Genomic DNA, 14,036 nt, shown 5'->3' with positions numbered 1-14,036 from the left:
TCCCCTCCCGCGTCATCCCCCCAAGCCCGACCAAGCCCAAGCTCCAGTGCAGGGCAGCCGCGCAAACGAACCGATTGCCGCCCGCAACCCACCCGATTCGCCTGCCCACCCGACACCACAACGCGTGTCCCCACCGCCATACGCCTGTAGCCCGAATGCAACGCCATGGAATCGATCGCATTTTCGCAATGTTTATCAAGAGGGAGTAACGATTTGTAACGAAGCTTGAGCCATAAGGGGGCACCCACTATGGTGGGATGGCCTCATTCCGCGGATCTTCATGACACCTTCCCCGGGCGCCAAGACCGTTGTTCGACCCCTGAACAATAAGGCGCAGCAAATCAAAAGACATCCGAATCAGAACAGCCGCCGGTTTTCGCTGCGTTCCGTTCTGCTTTGGATTCTTTTGTTGCTGTCGGCAGGTTTGTTTCTTGCGCTCGCGGCTCTACCCGTCGGAAGATTTGCCAGTGCCGCGATTTCGGTCGGCGTCGTGGCGGCGGCTTTCGTGCTGGGGCGCTTCGCGCGGCGCTTCTGGCATGCCCGCACGCTGACCGTCCTGCTGCTGGCCTTCGTCACCTTCCGCTATTTCTTCTGGCGGCTGACCGGCACCCTGCCGCCGGTGGACGATCTGGTGAACTTCATTCCCGGCGTCACCCTGTTCGCGGCCGAAGCGCTGTCCTTCGTGCTGTTCCTGACCTCGCTGTTCGTCATCATCGATCCCGTCGCCCGCGAACCGTCGGAGCCGACGGGCGATCCCGCCTTCTGGCCCAGCGTCGACGTCTACATCCCCTCCTACAACGAGGAGCCGGAGCTGCTGGAGACGACGCTGGCCGCCGCGGTCTGCATCGACTACCCGCGCGACAAGCTGCACGTCTATCTGCTGGACGACGGCGGCACCGACCAGAAGCTGGCCCATGCCAACCCCGAACTGGCCGCCGCCGCCAAGGAGCGCCGCGAGACGCTGACGGCGCTGTGCGAACGGCTGCAGGTCACCTATATGACCCGGCCGCGCAACGAGCATGCGAAGGCCGGCAACATCAACCACGCCTTCCAGAGGACATCGGGCGACCTCGTGCTGATCCTCGACGCCGACCATGTGCCGACGGTGGGCATCCTCAAGGCGACGGTGGGTTTCTTCCAGCAGGACAGCGGCCTGTTCCTGGTCCAGACGCCGCATTTCTTCGTCAATCCCGACCCGGTCGAATACAACCTCGGCACCTTCGAACGGATGCCGAGCGAGAACGAGATGTTCTACTACTCGATCCAGCCCGGGCTGGACCGCTGGAACGGCTCCTTCTTCTGCGGGTCCGCCGCCATCCTGCGCCGCGCGGCGCTGGAGGAGGTCGGCGGCTTCAGCGGCGACACGGTGACGGAGGATTGCGAGACCGCGCTGGAGCTGCATTCGCGCGGCTGGCGCAGCGTCTACCTGCCGCGCCCGCTGATCGCCGGGCTGCAGCCGGAAACCTTTGACAGCTTCATCGCCCAGCGCTCGCGCTGGACCCAGGGCATGATCCAGCTGTTCCTGCTGAAGAACCCGCTGTTCAAGCGCGGCCTGACCATCGCGCAGCGGCTCTGCTACACCAGCACCATGCTGTACTGGTTCTTCTGGTTCTGGCGGCCGATCTTCCTGCTGTCGCCGCTGTGCTACGCCCTGTTCGGGCTGGAGATCTACCGCATCAACCTGCCGGACTTCGCCTGCTTCGTCATCCCGCACGTCTTCGCCGCCGCCTTCCTGTCGCAGTTCCTGCACGGGCGGATGCGCTGGCCGCTGTTCTCGGAACTCTACGAGTACCTCCAGTCCTTCCATGTCTCCCGCGCCGCGCTCGCCACCCTGATCCGGCCGCGCGACCCGGTTTTCAAGGTGACTGCCAAGGGCCAGTCGGTGGACGAGGACGGCTTCTCCCCGCTGGCCACGCCCTTCATCGTCACCACGCTGCTGCTGGCCGCCGGGCTGGCCGCCTGCGCGTGGCGCTATTCCATCTTCCCGGAACACCGCGCCGCCATCGTCCCGGTGGCGGTCTGGTGTTCGCTCAGCTTCCTGCTGGCGCTGGGCGGTCTCGCCGTCGTCTACGAGCGTAAGCGCGTCCGCCGCCAGGAACGCTTCACCGTCGACCGTCCCGCCGTGCTGACTCTCGCGGACGGAACCGGCATCGACCTGACCGTCGCCGACGTGTCGGCGGGCGGCGTCGGCCTGCTGGTCGATCCGAAATGGCGGGAGGAGATTTCCCGGCCCGACCAGACGCCGGTCCTCACCATCACCGCGACGGAGACGGAGGCGGCGACCACCACCGGCGTGCGCATCTACCGCATCGAGATGCGCAACGGCGAACTGGCGGTCGGCGCAGGTTTCGCCCCGCGCGACCGCCAGGACATCGTGGAGATGGCGCGTTTCGTCTTCGGCAACAGCGTGGGTTGGGATGTCTTCCTCGACCGCAAGCGCGTGGCCGCCCCGACCTTCTTCGGCGGACTGCTGTTCTTCGCCACGCGGGTGGTGCCGCGGCTGGGCCATGTCCTGCTAGCATTGCCGCGCGCCTTGCGGCGCATCCTGAGCTTCCAGGCTCCGTAAAGCCATGGCGCAGGCTCGCATTCATATCGGCGGCCGGACCGTCCGGGGCCTTCTGGCCCTGCTGTCCCTCTGCCTCGCCCTCTGGACCGGCTGGGCGGCACCGGCCCACGCCGCGGACCGGCGGGTGATCCCGCTGTCGAACCTGCGCGACGGCCAGCCGGAAGTCACCCTGCATGGCGAGACGGAGACGGTGGCCCTGCGCGCCGTCCTGCCGCCGGTCGTGGGCCTGACCTCCGTCGTACTGGCGCTGACCTACGAGAACGGCATCGACATCCTGCCCGAAAAAGGAGCGATGTCGGTCTACATCAACGGGTCCCCGGTGGCCGACCTGCCGCTGTCGGCCTTCCGCGGGCCGGTCAACGCCTCGATCACCCTGCCGGCCAGCCTGATGCGGCCGGGCGAGAACCAGATCGTCTTCCAGACCAACGCACAGCACCGCGCCATCTGCACGGTCCGCGGCACCTACGACCTGTGGGCGCGGGTGAACCTCGCCGCCTCGTCGCTGACGCTGGTGTCGGACGGCGGCGTTCCCCAACCCGACCTCGCCATGATGCGGCAACTGCTGGTCGCCGCCGACCGGGCGCGCGAACCGCTGGCCATCCTCCATCCCGGCAGCGAGATCGACGCCGACCATCTCGGCTGGGGCGCCATGGTGGCGCAATCCTACGGCCTGCTGCTGGGCGACCAGACTCCGCGCGTGGCGGCGGTGCCGGCCCAGCCCGCCGCCAAGCCCGGAGCCTCCGGTTCGCCGCCGCTGGAAAGTCTTCCTCTGCCGGGCGGCAAGAACGTGCTGATCGGCACCCGCGACCGCATCGCCCCGCTGCTGGGCGAGGCGCGGGCCGCAGCCATCACCGGCCCGTTCCTGGCGGTCTATCCGCTCCCCGCTCCCGGTGGCGGGGCCTTCGTCGCCGTCGCTTCCGGCCGCACGCAGCAGGAGGTCGATCAGGCGGTGATGCGGCTGGCCGACATCTCCCGGCCGCTGCCGACCCAGACCGCCATGATCGTCACCGACGCGGCCCCGCCGGCTCCGCTGCCGCACCCGCCGGTGCAGGCGGAGGGGCGCTACCGCCTGTCGGAGCTGGGTTTCCAGACCGTCCAGCACAGCGGCTACCGCTATGCCGGCCGCTTCACCCTGACGCTGCCCACCGGCTTCGCCCCGGTCGGCGACCGCGCCATCCTGTTCCATATCGATGCAGCGTTCGAAGGCAACCTCGGCCCCGGTGCGATCCTGAACGTCCGGGTGAACGGCAAGTCGGCGGGCGCCATCGAGGTCGACAAGCGGTCCAGCGGCGTGATCGACAATGGCGAGATGCCGCTGCCGATGGCGATGTTCCGCCCCGGACCCAACGTGATCGAGGTCGAGGCGGAACTGCCGCCGGCCGGCGGCACCGACTGCGTCTTCGCGGTGCGGCGCCCGACCTTCACCCTGCTCGACAGCTCCAGCATCGAAATCCCCGGCTTCGCCCGGCTCGTCACGCTGCCCAGCCTGGGCGGCTTCGCCAACACCGCCTATCCCTATGGCGGGCTTGCCGGCGGGGAGCCGGCGGCCCCCTTCGACCTCGTGGTCGTCGGGCGCGAACCCGCCTGGTTCGGCGCGGCCTGGAGCCTGACGGCCCGGCTGGCGCAGCGGGCGGGCGACCTGATGGCGGTTGTGCCTTACACCGGCTGGGACGGCGCGCCGGACGACAATGCCCTGATCGTCGGCCCGGTCGCGGCCCTGCCGCAAGCCGTCTTCGCCTCCTCTCCCCTTCCCGCCGACCGTCTGGCCGGCCTGCTGGAGGCCGGGGCCCTGATCGCCCAAGCCAGCGCGCGGGGCGAGCCGATGGCGGCGGCCGACCGCCGCGCTTTGGTCGACCGGCTGCGGCTCGGCTGGTCCGGCACCCCCCGTCCGGGCGTGGTCCGGCCCGGCGCCATGCCCTCGTCCTTCGGCGTCACCGGGACGGCGCAGGCGGCCGACGGCGGCGCCCAGAACCGCTGGCAGCGGATGGCCGGCGAGGCCAAGGACGCCTCGTCCGCCGGTGGCGGCTGGGTTCCCGACTGGGCGCGGCGCGTGATGGGCGCGGCGGCACGCTACGTCAACCATTGGACGGTGGAGGATGCGCCGGTCGACGTCGTCGCCCTGACCGAGAACGCCGACCAGTTGCCGGAGGCGGCGCTTCTGCAATACCGGGCGCCCGGTGCCGATCCGCTGACCTGGACCCTGCTGACCGCATCGGATCCGCGCTCCATCGACCGCGCCATGCGCAGCCTGGGGGAGGCCGGGCTGTGGGACAAGCTGCGCGGCGGCGGGGCGCTGTGGAGCAGTGCGGCGCCGGCCGTCACCACGCTGGAGGCGTCGCACCCCTACCAGATCATCCTCAACCCCTTTGACATCGGCAACCTGATCCTGATCCTGGCGCGCAACCTGTCGCAGCGGATCGAGCTTCTGTTCGCCCTGCTGCTGGGGACGGCGGTGGTGCTGACGGTCAGCATGCGTCTTCTGCTGAAGCATGGACATCAGGAACGGAGTGGGCCATGACCCCATCGCGGCGTGACGTGCTGATCGGGACGGCATCCCTGGGATTGGCGGCTGCAGGTCTGGCGGCGCTGCCGGCCGGCGCCTTCGCCGCACCGTTCGACGCGGCGGCGTGGCGGCGCTATGCGGACCGCTTCCTGCAGCCGGACGGGCGGATCGTCGACACCGGCAACAAGGGCGTCAGCCATTCCGAAGGGCAGGGCTACGGCATGCTGCTGGCGGCGGCGGCGGGCGACCGTGCCGCCTTCGACCGGATGTGGGGCTGGACCCAACGCACGCTGATGGTGCGCGGCGACGGGCTGGTGGCGTGGCGCTGGACGCCCGACGGCGGCGTCACCGACCGCAACAACGCATCCGACGGCGACATGCTGATCGCCTGGGCCCTGCTGCGCGCCGCCGAGCTTTGGAAGACCGAGGCCTACCGCACCGCCGCCGTCGCCATCGTCAAGGCGCTGGAAGCCGGGCTGCTGGTGGAGCATGCCGGGCTGACCGTCCTGCTGCCGGGGCGCGACGGCTTCCGCAAGGGCGACACGCTGGTCCTCAACCCCAGCTATTGGATCTTCCCGGCCATCCGCGCCTTCGCCGCCCTGCCCGGGGGGGAGCGCTGGGGCCGGCTGACCGACGCCGGTCTGGTCCTGCTGTCGAAAGCGCGCTTCGGCGGGTTCCAGCTGCCGCCGGACTGGATGGCGCTGGACACCGCCGGCACCGTCACCGTCGCCGATGGATTCAAGAAGCAGTATGGCTACGACGCCGTGCGCGTGCCGCTCTATCTGGCCTGGGACGGCTATCGCGATCCCTATTATTTCCGCCCCTATGCCGATCTGGTGGCGAAGTTCGGCGGATCGACGGTCCCCGCCACCGTCTCGCTGCCCGGCGGCACCACCACGCAGGTGGCGGCCTCCGTCGGCATGCTGGCGGTCTACCGGCTGGCCTGCCGCCTTGCCGGAGCCGGCGGCGACATGGTGACCGTGCCGCCGCTGGCGCCCGACGAGGATTACTACTCCACCACCCTGTTCCACCTCTCCGCGCTGGCGGCCCAGAGCCTGGGGATCGACCCGTGACCCGTCCCGTCCTTCTTTCGACCCTTCTACTTGCCGGCATCGCCGCGCTCGGCGGCGGGAGCGATGCCTGGGCGCAGTCGCATGGCGGCGGCCGCGCGCTCGCCCCCGGCGTGAAGGTGGAGGTGGCGCCGGCTCCCGGCAGCGGCTCCGCCCCCGCCGCCGGCAAGGTGGATGAGACGGCGCTGCGCTATTACGCCCGCATCGGCGACGGCGAAAGGCTGGAGGCGGAGATCGCCCGCCTGCGCGCCCTCGATCCGACCTGGGAGCCGCCCAAGGACCTGTTCGCGCCGCAGCCGACCACGCCCGGCATTGACGAGACCCCGTTCTGGAACCTGGTTTCGGCCGGCAAGGTGGCGGAGGCGCGCGCCGCCATCGCCGAACAACGGCGCAAGTCGCCCTCCTGGCAGCCATCGGACAAGCTTCTGCAGGAACTCGACCTTGCCGAGAGCGCCGGGCGTATCCGCTCGGCCAGCGATACCAAGCGCTGGCAGGAGGTGGTCGATGCCGCCGCCGCCAACCCGGAGGCGGTGGCCTGCAACCGGCTGGACAACGCCTGGCGCCTCGCCGAGGCCTATGCCGAGCTGAAGCAGACCGACCGCGCCTTCGACACCTACAAGACCATCGTCACCAGCTGCCCCAAGGCCAAGGAGCGGCGGGACACCATCTTCAAGGCGTCGCGCCATCTCAGCCCCGACCGGCTGCGCGAGCTGACGGCGCTCGGCGCCACCGCCAACCCGGCGACGGGTGAGGATTACTCCACCGTCCGCACCGCTGAGGCCGAACTCGAAACTGGCCGCCTGCTGGAACGCCTGGGCAATTCCAAGGCCGGCGCCCTCTCCGCCGCCGACCTGTCGCGCGTCCAGGGCATCGTCCGCGACAAGCAGGATGCCGACGGTGCCATCGCGCTCGGCTGGTACTTCCAGAAGCAGAAGAACTTCGCGGAGGCGCAGAGCTGGTTCTCCCAGGCCAATGGCTGGGCGCCGTCCGACCGGGCGGCGGAAGGTCTGGTGCTGGCCTACAACGGGCTGGGCGAGAAGGCGCAGGCCCGTGCCGCCGCCGCGCCGTGGAAGGGCAAGTCGAACCGCGTCGATCAGGCGCTGAAGGCGGTGGATCCGCCACGCGGGCCGGCCGGCGGCGGCCGTGGCGGTCCGCAGGGGCCGAGCGAGCTGGACCGGGCGCTGGCCCGCCAGGATTATGCCGCCTGCATCGCCATCATCCGCGCCTCCATCGCCAAGAGCGGCCCGACCGCCGCGCTGCTGCAGCAGCGGGGCTGGTGCCTGCTGGAGCTGAAGCGCCCGTCGGAAGCCGAGGCCGCCTTCGCCGAGGCGCAGGTGCTGGCCGCGCGCGAGCCCGCCAAGGGTGGCGCGTCCGCCGGCGGTGCATCGGCCGGCGCCGCGGTGCCGCGCACCCCGTCGGCCGGCGGCCTGCCGCAGTCGGCGACACTGGCGCAGGAGAACGCCTACGGGCAGGCCATCGCCCGTCTGGCGACCGGCGACGTGGCCGGCCTGACCCGCGACCTGCCGCGCGCGAACATGACGGCGGCGCAGAAGGCGGAAATCCGCGCCTCCCTGATGGCGACGGAGGCGAACCGGGCGCTGGAGGACAAGCGCTACAACGACGTGCTGCGCCTGCTCGACGCCCGCAAGCAGCTGGAGCCGGAACCGCGCAATCTCGGCATCCTGCGCGGCTGGGCGCTCTACAACCTGATGCGCTACGACGAGGCCTATGATCAGTTCAAGGCCATCGACGACCGGCTGAGCACCGAGGAATCGCGCGAAGGCGTCACCATCACCTGGAAGACGATTTACCATGACTGGTAAGGGAGCCCCGATGCCCGAGACTCCGCCCAAGACTGCGAAGGTCCGCGCCCTCCTGCTGGCGGCGCTGGCCGCCGTCACCCTGCTGACCTCGGGCTGCGCCGGCTGGGTGCGCGACAACCTGACCCAGGCTCCGACCCCCTGGCGCCGCATCCAGCCCACGGCGCTGCCGGTGACCCTGCCGGACAGCCGCGACTTCCCCATCGTCGCCGCCCGCATGCGCGACACCGGCACCGTCTACAAGAGCTACGTCGTGGCGCTGGGCAACCCCACGGTGCTGCCGGGCGAGAACCGGCTGACGGTGGACGTGCAGACCCTGCCCGACAGCCTGTTCGGCGCCCTGGTCCAGCCGCCGCGCGTCTTCCCGGTCCCGCTCTACACCATGGAGACGCTGACCGAGACGACCAAGCGCGAGTTCCCGGACATGCGCATCAAGGTCGCCGACGGCGCCCGCCGCAACCGTTACGGCGACTACGACTACGTGACCGCCCAGGACGGGGAGAACAGCTGCGTGCTGGCGTGGCAGCTGATCACCGACCACAAGCGCACGCTGCCGGAGCGGATCGAGGCGATCCGGCTGGACTACCGGGTCTGCGGCGTCGGCTCCAACATCCGCGCCCTGCTGGCCCCGTTCGAGGCGATGACGCTGACCCTGCCGGAAACGGTGCTCGAGGTGCAGGATTTGGGCGGCCTGTAGGAGAGGCTCACGCCGCCCGTGCGTGGCCCTGCCGCAGCCGCTCCTCCAGCGCCCGCCAGCGAGGCTCAATCGCCTCCCACGCCCGTTGCTTCACCGGCCCGAAGCCGCGGATCTCCTGCGGCAGGGCGGCCAGTTCCACCGCGGTGGCGAGCCTCTCCGCCGACAGCCGCTCCACGATCTCCGCCACCGTCGCCTCATAGCGGGCGATCAGCGCGCGTTCCATCTTCCGCTCCGCCGTGTAGCCGAACGGGTCGAGCGCCGTGCCGCGCAGCCGTTTGCAAGCCGCCAGCCCGCGGAACACCGGCAGGATCCAGGCGCCGAGCGCCATCTTGCGCGGCTCGCCATAGCCGTTGGTGTCGCGCGACAGCAGGGGAGGGGCGAGGTGGAAGACCGGCTTCCAATCCCCCTCGAACCGCTCCGTCAGGCTTTTGCGGAAAGCCGGATCGCTGTGCAGCCGGGCGACCTCATACTCGTCCTTGTAGGCCATCAGCTTGAAGGCGCTGCGCGCCACCGCCTCGGCCAGCGCGGTCGACCCCGGCGCCACGCGGTCCTCCGCCTGCCGAGCCCGCTCCACCAGCGCGCGGTAGCGCCCGGCATAGGCCCGGTCCTGATAGTCGGCCAGGAAGGCCGCCCGCCGCTCCACGATGCCTGCAAGGTCAGTAGCCGGCGCCTCCTCCTCCGCCCCCAGACCCGCCAGAACCTCCGGCCGGTGGGCGGCGAGGCGGCCGAAGGCGAAGGCGCGCAGGTTGGCGGCGACGCCGGTGCCGTTCAGCTCGATGGCGCGGGTCAGCGCCTCCAGCCCGACCGGCAGCAGCCCCTTCTGGAAGGCGACGCCCATCAGGAAGACGTTGGCGAGGATGCTGTCGCCGAACAGCGCGGTGACCACCCGGTTGGCGTCCACCACCTCGACCTGCTCGGCCCCCGCCGCCCGGCGCAAGCTCCGCAGCAGCGCCCCCGCATCCGGCAGCTTGGCGCCGTCGCGGGTGAAGGCCCCGGTCGGCGCCACATGGGCGTTGGCCACCACCCGCGTCCGCCCCAGCCGCACCGTCTTCAGCGCGTCGGGCGAGGCCGCGACCACCGTGTCGCAGGCCAGCACCAGCTGCGCCCGCTTCGGGTCGATCCGCGCCTGATGGAGCAGCGCCGCATCCCCCGCCACCCGCAGATAGCTGTAGACCGCGCCGCCCTTCTGCGCGAAGCCCATGAAGTCCAGCACCGAGGACGCCTTGCCCTCCAGATGCGCCGCCATCGCCAGCACCGCGCCGATGGTGACGACACCGGTCCCGCCGACCCCGACGATCAGGATCTCCGCCAGATCCTCATCAACGCCATAGCGCGGCAGCGGCAGCGCCGCCAAATCGTCGGCGAAGCGCGCGGCGACCCTGTCCGGCTCCGGCTTGCGCAGGCTTCCGCCCACCACCGACACGAAGCTGGGGCAGAAGCCGTCGGCGCAGGAATAATCCTTGTTGCAGCTGGACTGGTCGATCTGCCGCTTCACCCCGAATTCGGTCTGTTTCGGCTGCACCGACAGGCAGTTCGATTTCTTGCCGCAATCGCCGCAGCCTTCGCAGACAAGATCGTTGATGACCATCCGCCGCGCCGGGTCGGCCATGGTGCCGCGCTTGCGCCGCCGCCGCTTCTCCGCCGCGCAGGTCTGCTCATAGACGATGGCCGTGACGCCGGGAATCTCGCGCATCTCGCGCTGCACGGCGTCGAGTTCCTCGCGGTGATGCACCGTCGTGAAGGGGGCCAGCCCGGACCGGCTGTCGTATTTCTCCGGCGCGTCGCTGACCACGGCGATGCGGGTGATGCCCTCCGCCGCCAGCTGGCGGGTGATGGCATCGACGGAGATCGGGCCGTCCACCGGCTGGCCGCCGGTCATGGCGACGGCATCGTTGAACAGGATCTTGTAGGTGATGTTGATCTTGGCGGCCACCGCCTGCCGGATCGCCAGCAGGCCGGAATGGAAATAGGTGCCCTCGCCCAGATTCTGGAAGATGTGCGGCCGCTTGCTGAACGGCGCCTGCCCGATCCAGCTGACGCCCTCGCCGCCCATCTGGCTCAGCCCCACCGTGTCGCGGTCCATCCACGACGCCATGAAGTGGCAGCCGATGCCGGCCATCGCCTTGCTGCCGTCGGGCACCTTGGTCGAGCTGTTGTGCGGACAGCCGGAGCAGAAATAGGGCGTGCGCGGCAGGGCAGGGGCGGCCGGAGCCTCCCCCGGCAGCAGCTCCGCCAGCCTCCCGGAAAAATCCCGCTCCGGAAAGCGGTGGCGGATGCGCTCCACCAGCGCCTTGGCGACGATCCAGGGCCGCAGCTCCCCGGTGGCGGGCAGCAGCGGCGCGCCGAACTCGTCGGTCTTGCCGACCACGGCGCGCGGCCTCTCCCCGGCCGGCAGGTGGAACAGCAGGTCCTTCAGCTGCCCCTCGACGACCGGCGCCTTCTCCTCCACCACCAGCACCTCGTCGGCGCCGCGGGCGGCGGCGAGCGCGAAGTCCGGCTCCAGCGGCCAGGACAGTCCGATCTTGTGGACCGACAGCCCGATCCGCTCCGCCTCCGCCGGCCCGATGCCGAGCAGCCGAAGCGCCTCCATCAGATCGAGATGCGCCTTGCCGGTGGTGACGATGCGCAGCCAGCCGCCCCGGCCGGAGTTGCCGCCCAGCACCGTCCGGTCGATGCGGTTGACGCGGGCGAAGGCCTTCACCGCCGCCACCTTGGCGGCCAACCTTTCCTCGATGGCGAGGCTGGGCAGGTCGGGCCAGCGGTAATGCAGCCCCCCCGGCGGCGGATCGAACTCCACCGGCAGGAAGCCGCCCTCCAGCGCCGGAATCCGCACCGTGCCCGAGCTTTCCACCGATTCCGAGATCGCCTTGAACCCGACCCAGGCGCCGGAGAAGCGCGACAGGGCATAGCCGTACAACCCGAACTCCAGATAGTCGCGGATGCCCGCCGGGTTCAGCACCGGCATCGACCATGCGATCATGGCGAGGTCGCTCTGGTGCGGCATGCTGGACGACACGCAGCCATGGTCGTCGCCGGCCACCGCCAGCACCCCGCCGCGCGGCGAGCTGCCATAGGCGTTGGCATGTTTCAGCACGTCGCCGGAGCGGTCCACCCCCGGCCCCTTGCCGTACCACATGCCGAACACGCCATCGACGGTGCCCTCGCCCGAGGATTCGACCTGCTGTGTCCCCATGACGGCGGTGGCGCCCAGATCCTCGTTCACGCCGGGGACGAAGCGGATGGCATGGGCGTCCAGATGCGAGCGCGCCTGCCACAGCGCCTGATCCAGCCCGCCCAGCGGCGACCCGCGATAGCCGCTGACGAATCCCGCCGTGTTCAGCCCGGCCCGCCGGTCGCTCTCCGCCTGGAGCAGCAGCAGCCGGACCAGCGCCTGCGTCCCCGACAGGTGGACCTGCCCCCCGGCGCGGCTGTAGCGGTCGTCCAGGCGATAGCTGCGGTCGATCCGGTCAGGAGCCCGGCCGGGATCGCGCTCCGCCCGCAGGCCCGTCGGCATGCCGTCCATGTCTCGTTCCCTCGATTATCCTTCGTTGGAACGAGTGTGCGCCCTTTGCAGGCAAATGATTTTGCGGGTTGGGTGCGGAACGGGGGTGTCCGGAAAATCCTGTTGCGGATTGTTAGGGTGGTGAGCGAAATTTTTGCGTCGGGTGAGCGGAGGAGTGACGAAGAAGGGGGGGGAGGGAGTGAGACTTGTCAGATGGACAAATGCGCTCCCCTTCGCGACAGCCGTTCAGTGGCGGACCAGCAGATCCAGCGGCACCTGGAGCGCGCCGGCGATGCGGGCCATCGCGTCGAAGCTGCCGGGCTTTTTCCCGTTCTCAATCTCGGACAGGTAGGACGGAGCCACGCCGGCGGCTTCCGCCAGTCCGCGGGCCGTGAGGCCGCGATGCTCGCGGAGCACCGCAACAGGATGCTCCCCATCAAGGATGCGCTCCGCGACCTCGAACGGAAACGCCTCCGTCTCCCCCGCAGCGAGCCGCGCCTTTACGGTTTCGGCGTCGGCCAAGTCCTGGGCGTCCGTCACCAGATCGGCCAGGGCCTCGAAGTCGGCCCGGCTGAGGGTGACGCTGTCGGCCGTCTCGGCAATCGGCGTGATGGGCAGAGCGTTCATCGATAGACCTCCTTGCGGTTCCCTACCTTCAGCACCGTGACCAACAGCGCATCGCCGTCGATCTGGTAGACGGCCCGCCAGTCGCCGTGGCGAATGCGGCCTTGCCCGCCGCCAAACGCCTTCGCCCAGGGATGCGGGTCATAAGGGGCGGCGGCGAAGGTCTTCAGCTTGTCCCGCAGCCCGGCCGCATCGCCCTTTGGCATGCGGAGCAGAACCTTCAGCGCAGTGGCTTCGATCACGAGCTTCATGCGGTTATGATCGCTTATAGCGAATTAGCCGTCAAGCTGCTATTCGCTAATGGCGAACCACTTCTTTCCGTGACGGTTGCCAGTAACATCGGCCGTTCATTATACGTCCCATCCAAGACGCTGCACTGCTACAGCTACTTCCGGCCGGAGCGTCCAGATCCAAAGCCCACGGCCGCCAGCTGATCGTACACCTGTCGCGAGAGCCATCGTCCACACCGGCTCGCCTCGTTCATCTGAAAAAGGCGGTTGGTAGTCGAGCAATTCCGCGACTCGGCGCCCGAGCAAACCATACTGGAGATTTGCGGCCTCATATCCAGAATACCCGGCGGCCTCCGCTAACTGCTCGGCTGTCACGGTCCGATCTGGAAAGTTGTCCAAGGTATCACCTGCCCGCGCGGCACAATGTGCCTTAAGCATTGCCAACTGCCCTTTTCCAATATCCTGGCTTATTGCTGAAAATGCGTGCTCATAATCTTCTGCGGCTGGGACACCATCAAACCGATTTCGGATTTTCTGATCAATCAATTCTTGAACGGAGGCAATAGCAGATGAAAGGTCCGCGGCGGCGGCTTCCGCGATGCACTTTTTCCCAAGGAATGCTCGGGCCGTCGGCTTTCCCTTAAGGGGTGCCGCAATAATGCGGGTGCCGCGATAGATAAAATCCGATCGAGAATTCGGCATGTTTGTAATTTTCCTCTTTCAATACAACGGATATTTTCTGGACCCTGGTCGCCCCTTTTTACGACCGCTCGGATCAGAGCCCTTCCTAAACTGGCATAGTGGCAGCATGACCAGTGGATGCCGCGGCGAAATATGCAAACGTTGCCTTGCCCGTATAGATTCCTTCCACATCAATTCCATAGGCCTTTAAGGCGTCGAGTTGGGGTTCAAGGAGATGATCTTGGGTGGAGACGCGGGCATAATCGAGCAGCATGGGTGCCTTAGAGTGCCAAAACCCATCAGCGGCACGGTTGTATGGCACAACGATTTTATCACTTCATTT

Annotated in this window: 10 protein-coding genes; 5 read left to right on the top strand and 5 right to left on the bottom strand. The window is 68.9% G+C overall.

Annotated elements, in window-relative coordinates; all coding sequences use genetic code 11:
• Nucleotides 1-280: 280 nt before the first annotated feature.
• From bcsA to bcsN, 5 genes are read left to right on the top strand one after another with little or no spacing between them, the layout of a single operon-like run.
• Nucleotides 281-2,566, top strand: coding sequence for a UDP-forming cellulose synthase catalytic subunit (gene bcsA / locus FZ983_RS22600; protein WP_149225733.1), 2,286 nt, complete (start codon nucleotides 281-283; stop codon nucleotides 2,564-2,566).
• A 4-nt stretch (nucleotides 2,567-2,570) separates the two neighbouring features.
• Nucleotides 2,571-5,084, top strand: coding sequence for a cellulose biosynthesis cyclic di-GMP-binding regulatory protein BcsB (locus FZ983_RS22595; protein WP_149225732.1), 2,514 nt, complete (start codon nucleotides 2,571-2,573; stop codon nucleotides 5,082-5,084).
• A complete protein-coding gene (locus tag FZ983_RS22590) occupies nucleotides 5,081-6,142 on the top strand; it encodes a glycosyl hydrolase family 8 (RefSeq protein WP_149225731.1) in 1,062 nt (353 codons plus the stop codon). The genes FZ983_RS22595 and FZ983_RS22590 overlap by 4 nt, the downstream gene beginning before the upstream one ends.
• Nucleotides 6,139-7,962 (top strand): hypothetical protein, encoded by a 1,824-nt coding sequence (locus FZ983_RS22585; protein ID WP_149225730.1) that lies wholly within the window; start codon nucleotides 6,139-6,141, stop codon nucleotides 7,960-7,962. Before FZ983_RS22590 ends, FZ983_RS22585 begins: the two co-directional genes overlap by 4 nt.
• Nucleotides 7,963-7,972: 10 nt before the next feature.
• Nucleotides 7,973-8,656, top strand: a complete 684-nt coding sequence (gene bcsN, locus FZ983_RS22580; protein WP_149225729.1) for a cellulose biosynthesis protein BcsN — start codon at nucleotides 7,973-7,975, stop codon at nucleotides 8,654-8,656.
• Nucleotides 8,657-8,663: 7 nt separating this feature from the next.
• Here the strand turns inward: bcsN and FZ983_RS22575 are convergent, their stop codons facing one another.
• From FZ983_RS22575 to FZ983_RS34250, 5 genes are all read right to left on the bottom strand, one after another.
• Nucleotides 8,664-12,179 carry an indolepyruvate ferredoxin oxidoreductase family protein gene (locus FZ983_RS22575; protein ID WP_149225728.1) on the bottom strand — a complete coding sequence of 1,172 codons (3,516 nt, stop codon included), beginning with the start codon at nucleotides 12,177-12,179 and terminating at the stop codon, nucleotides 8,664-8,666.
• Between the two features lie 225 nt (nucleotides 12,180-12,404).
• Complete coding sequence (locus tag FZ983_RS22570) at nucleotides 12,405-12,785, bottom strand: helix-turn-helix transcriptional regulator (protein WP_149225727.1); 381 nt, start codon at nucleotides 12,783-12,785, stop codon at nucleotides 12,405-12,407.
• Entirely contained in the window at nucleotides 12,782-13,033 is a 252-nt protein-coding gene (locus FZ983_RS22565) for a type II toxin-antitoxin system RelE/ParE family toxin (protein ID WP_052710194.1), read from the bottom strand. Before FZ983_RS22565 ends, FZ983_RS22570 begins: the two co-directional genes overlap by 4 nt.
• Nucleotides 13,034-13,132: 99 nt before the next feature.
• The gene (locus tag FZ983_RS22560; protein WP_149225726.1) at nucleotides 13,133-13,714 is read right to left on the bottom strand and encodes a hypothetical protein; all 582 of its coding nucleotides are present in this window, start codon (nucleotides 13,712-13,714) and stop codon (nucleotides 13,133-13,135) included.
• Nucleotides 13,715-13,799: 85 nt separating this feature from the next.
• The gene (locus FZ983_RS34250) at nucleotides 13,800-13,967 is read right to left on the bottom strand and encodes a hypothetical protein (RefSeq protein ID WP_188092454.1); all 168 of its coding nucleotides are present in this window, start codon (nucleotides 13,965-13,967) and stop codon (nucleotides 13,800-13,802) included.
• Nucleotides 13,968-14,036 lie beyond the last annotated feature (69 nt).

The sequence above is a fragment of the Azospirillum sp. B21 genome (assembly GCF_008364825.1).
GTDB lineage: Bacteria > Pseudomonadota > Alphaproteobacteria > Azospirillales > Azospirillaceae > Azospirillum.
Note: the sequence above shows the minus strand (reverse complement) of the source record. Positions and strands in the feature narration are given on the sequence as shown.

Excerpts from the sequence above, each read along its gene's own strand:
- FZ983_RS22565 (WP_052710194.1), bottom strand. The coding sequence starts at position 13,033 with ATGAAGCTCGTGATCGAAGCCACTGCGCTGAAGGTTCTGCTCCGCATG.
- bcsA (WP_149225733.1), top strand. The coding sequence starts at position 281 with ATGACACCTTCCCCGGGCGCCAAGACCGTTGTTCGACCCCTGAACAAT.
- FZ983_RS22595 (WP_149225732.1), top strand. The coding sequence starts at position 2,571 with ATGGCGCAGGCTCGCATTCATATCGGCGGCCGGACCGTCCGGGGCCTT.
- FZ983_RS22560 (WP_149225726.1), bottom strand. The coding sequence starts at position 13,714 with ATGCCGAATTCTCGATCGGATTTTATCTATCGCGGCACCCGCATTATT.
- FZ983_RS22590 (WP_149225731.1), top strand. The coding sequence starts at position 5,081 with ATGACCCCATCGCGGCGTGACGTGCTGATCGGGACGGCATCCCTGGGA.
- bcsN (WP_149225729.1), top strand. The coding sequence starts at position 7,973 with ATGCCCGAGACTCCGCCCAAGACTGCGAAGGTCCGCGCCCTCCTGCTG.
- FZ983_RS22570 (WP_149225727.1), bottom strand. The coding sequence starts at position 12,785 with ATGAACGCTCTGCCCATCACGCCGATTGCCGAGACGGCCGACAGCGTC.
- FZ983_RS34250 (WP_188092454.1), bottom strand. The coding sequence starts at position 13,967 with ATGCTGCTCGATTATGCCCGCGTCTCCACCCAAGATCATCTCCTTGAA.
- FZ983_RS22575 (WP_149225728.1), bottom strand. The coding sequence starts at position 12,179 with ATGGACGGCATGCCGACGGGCCTGCGGGCGGAGCGCGATCCCGGCCGG.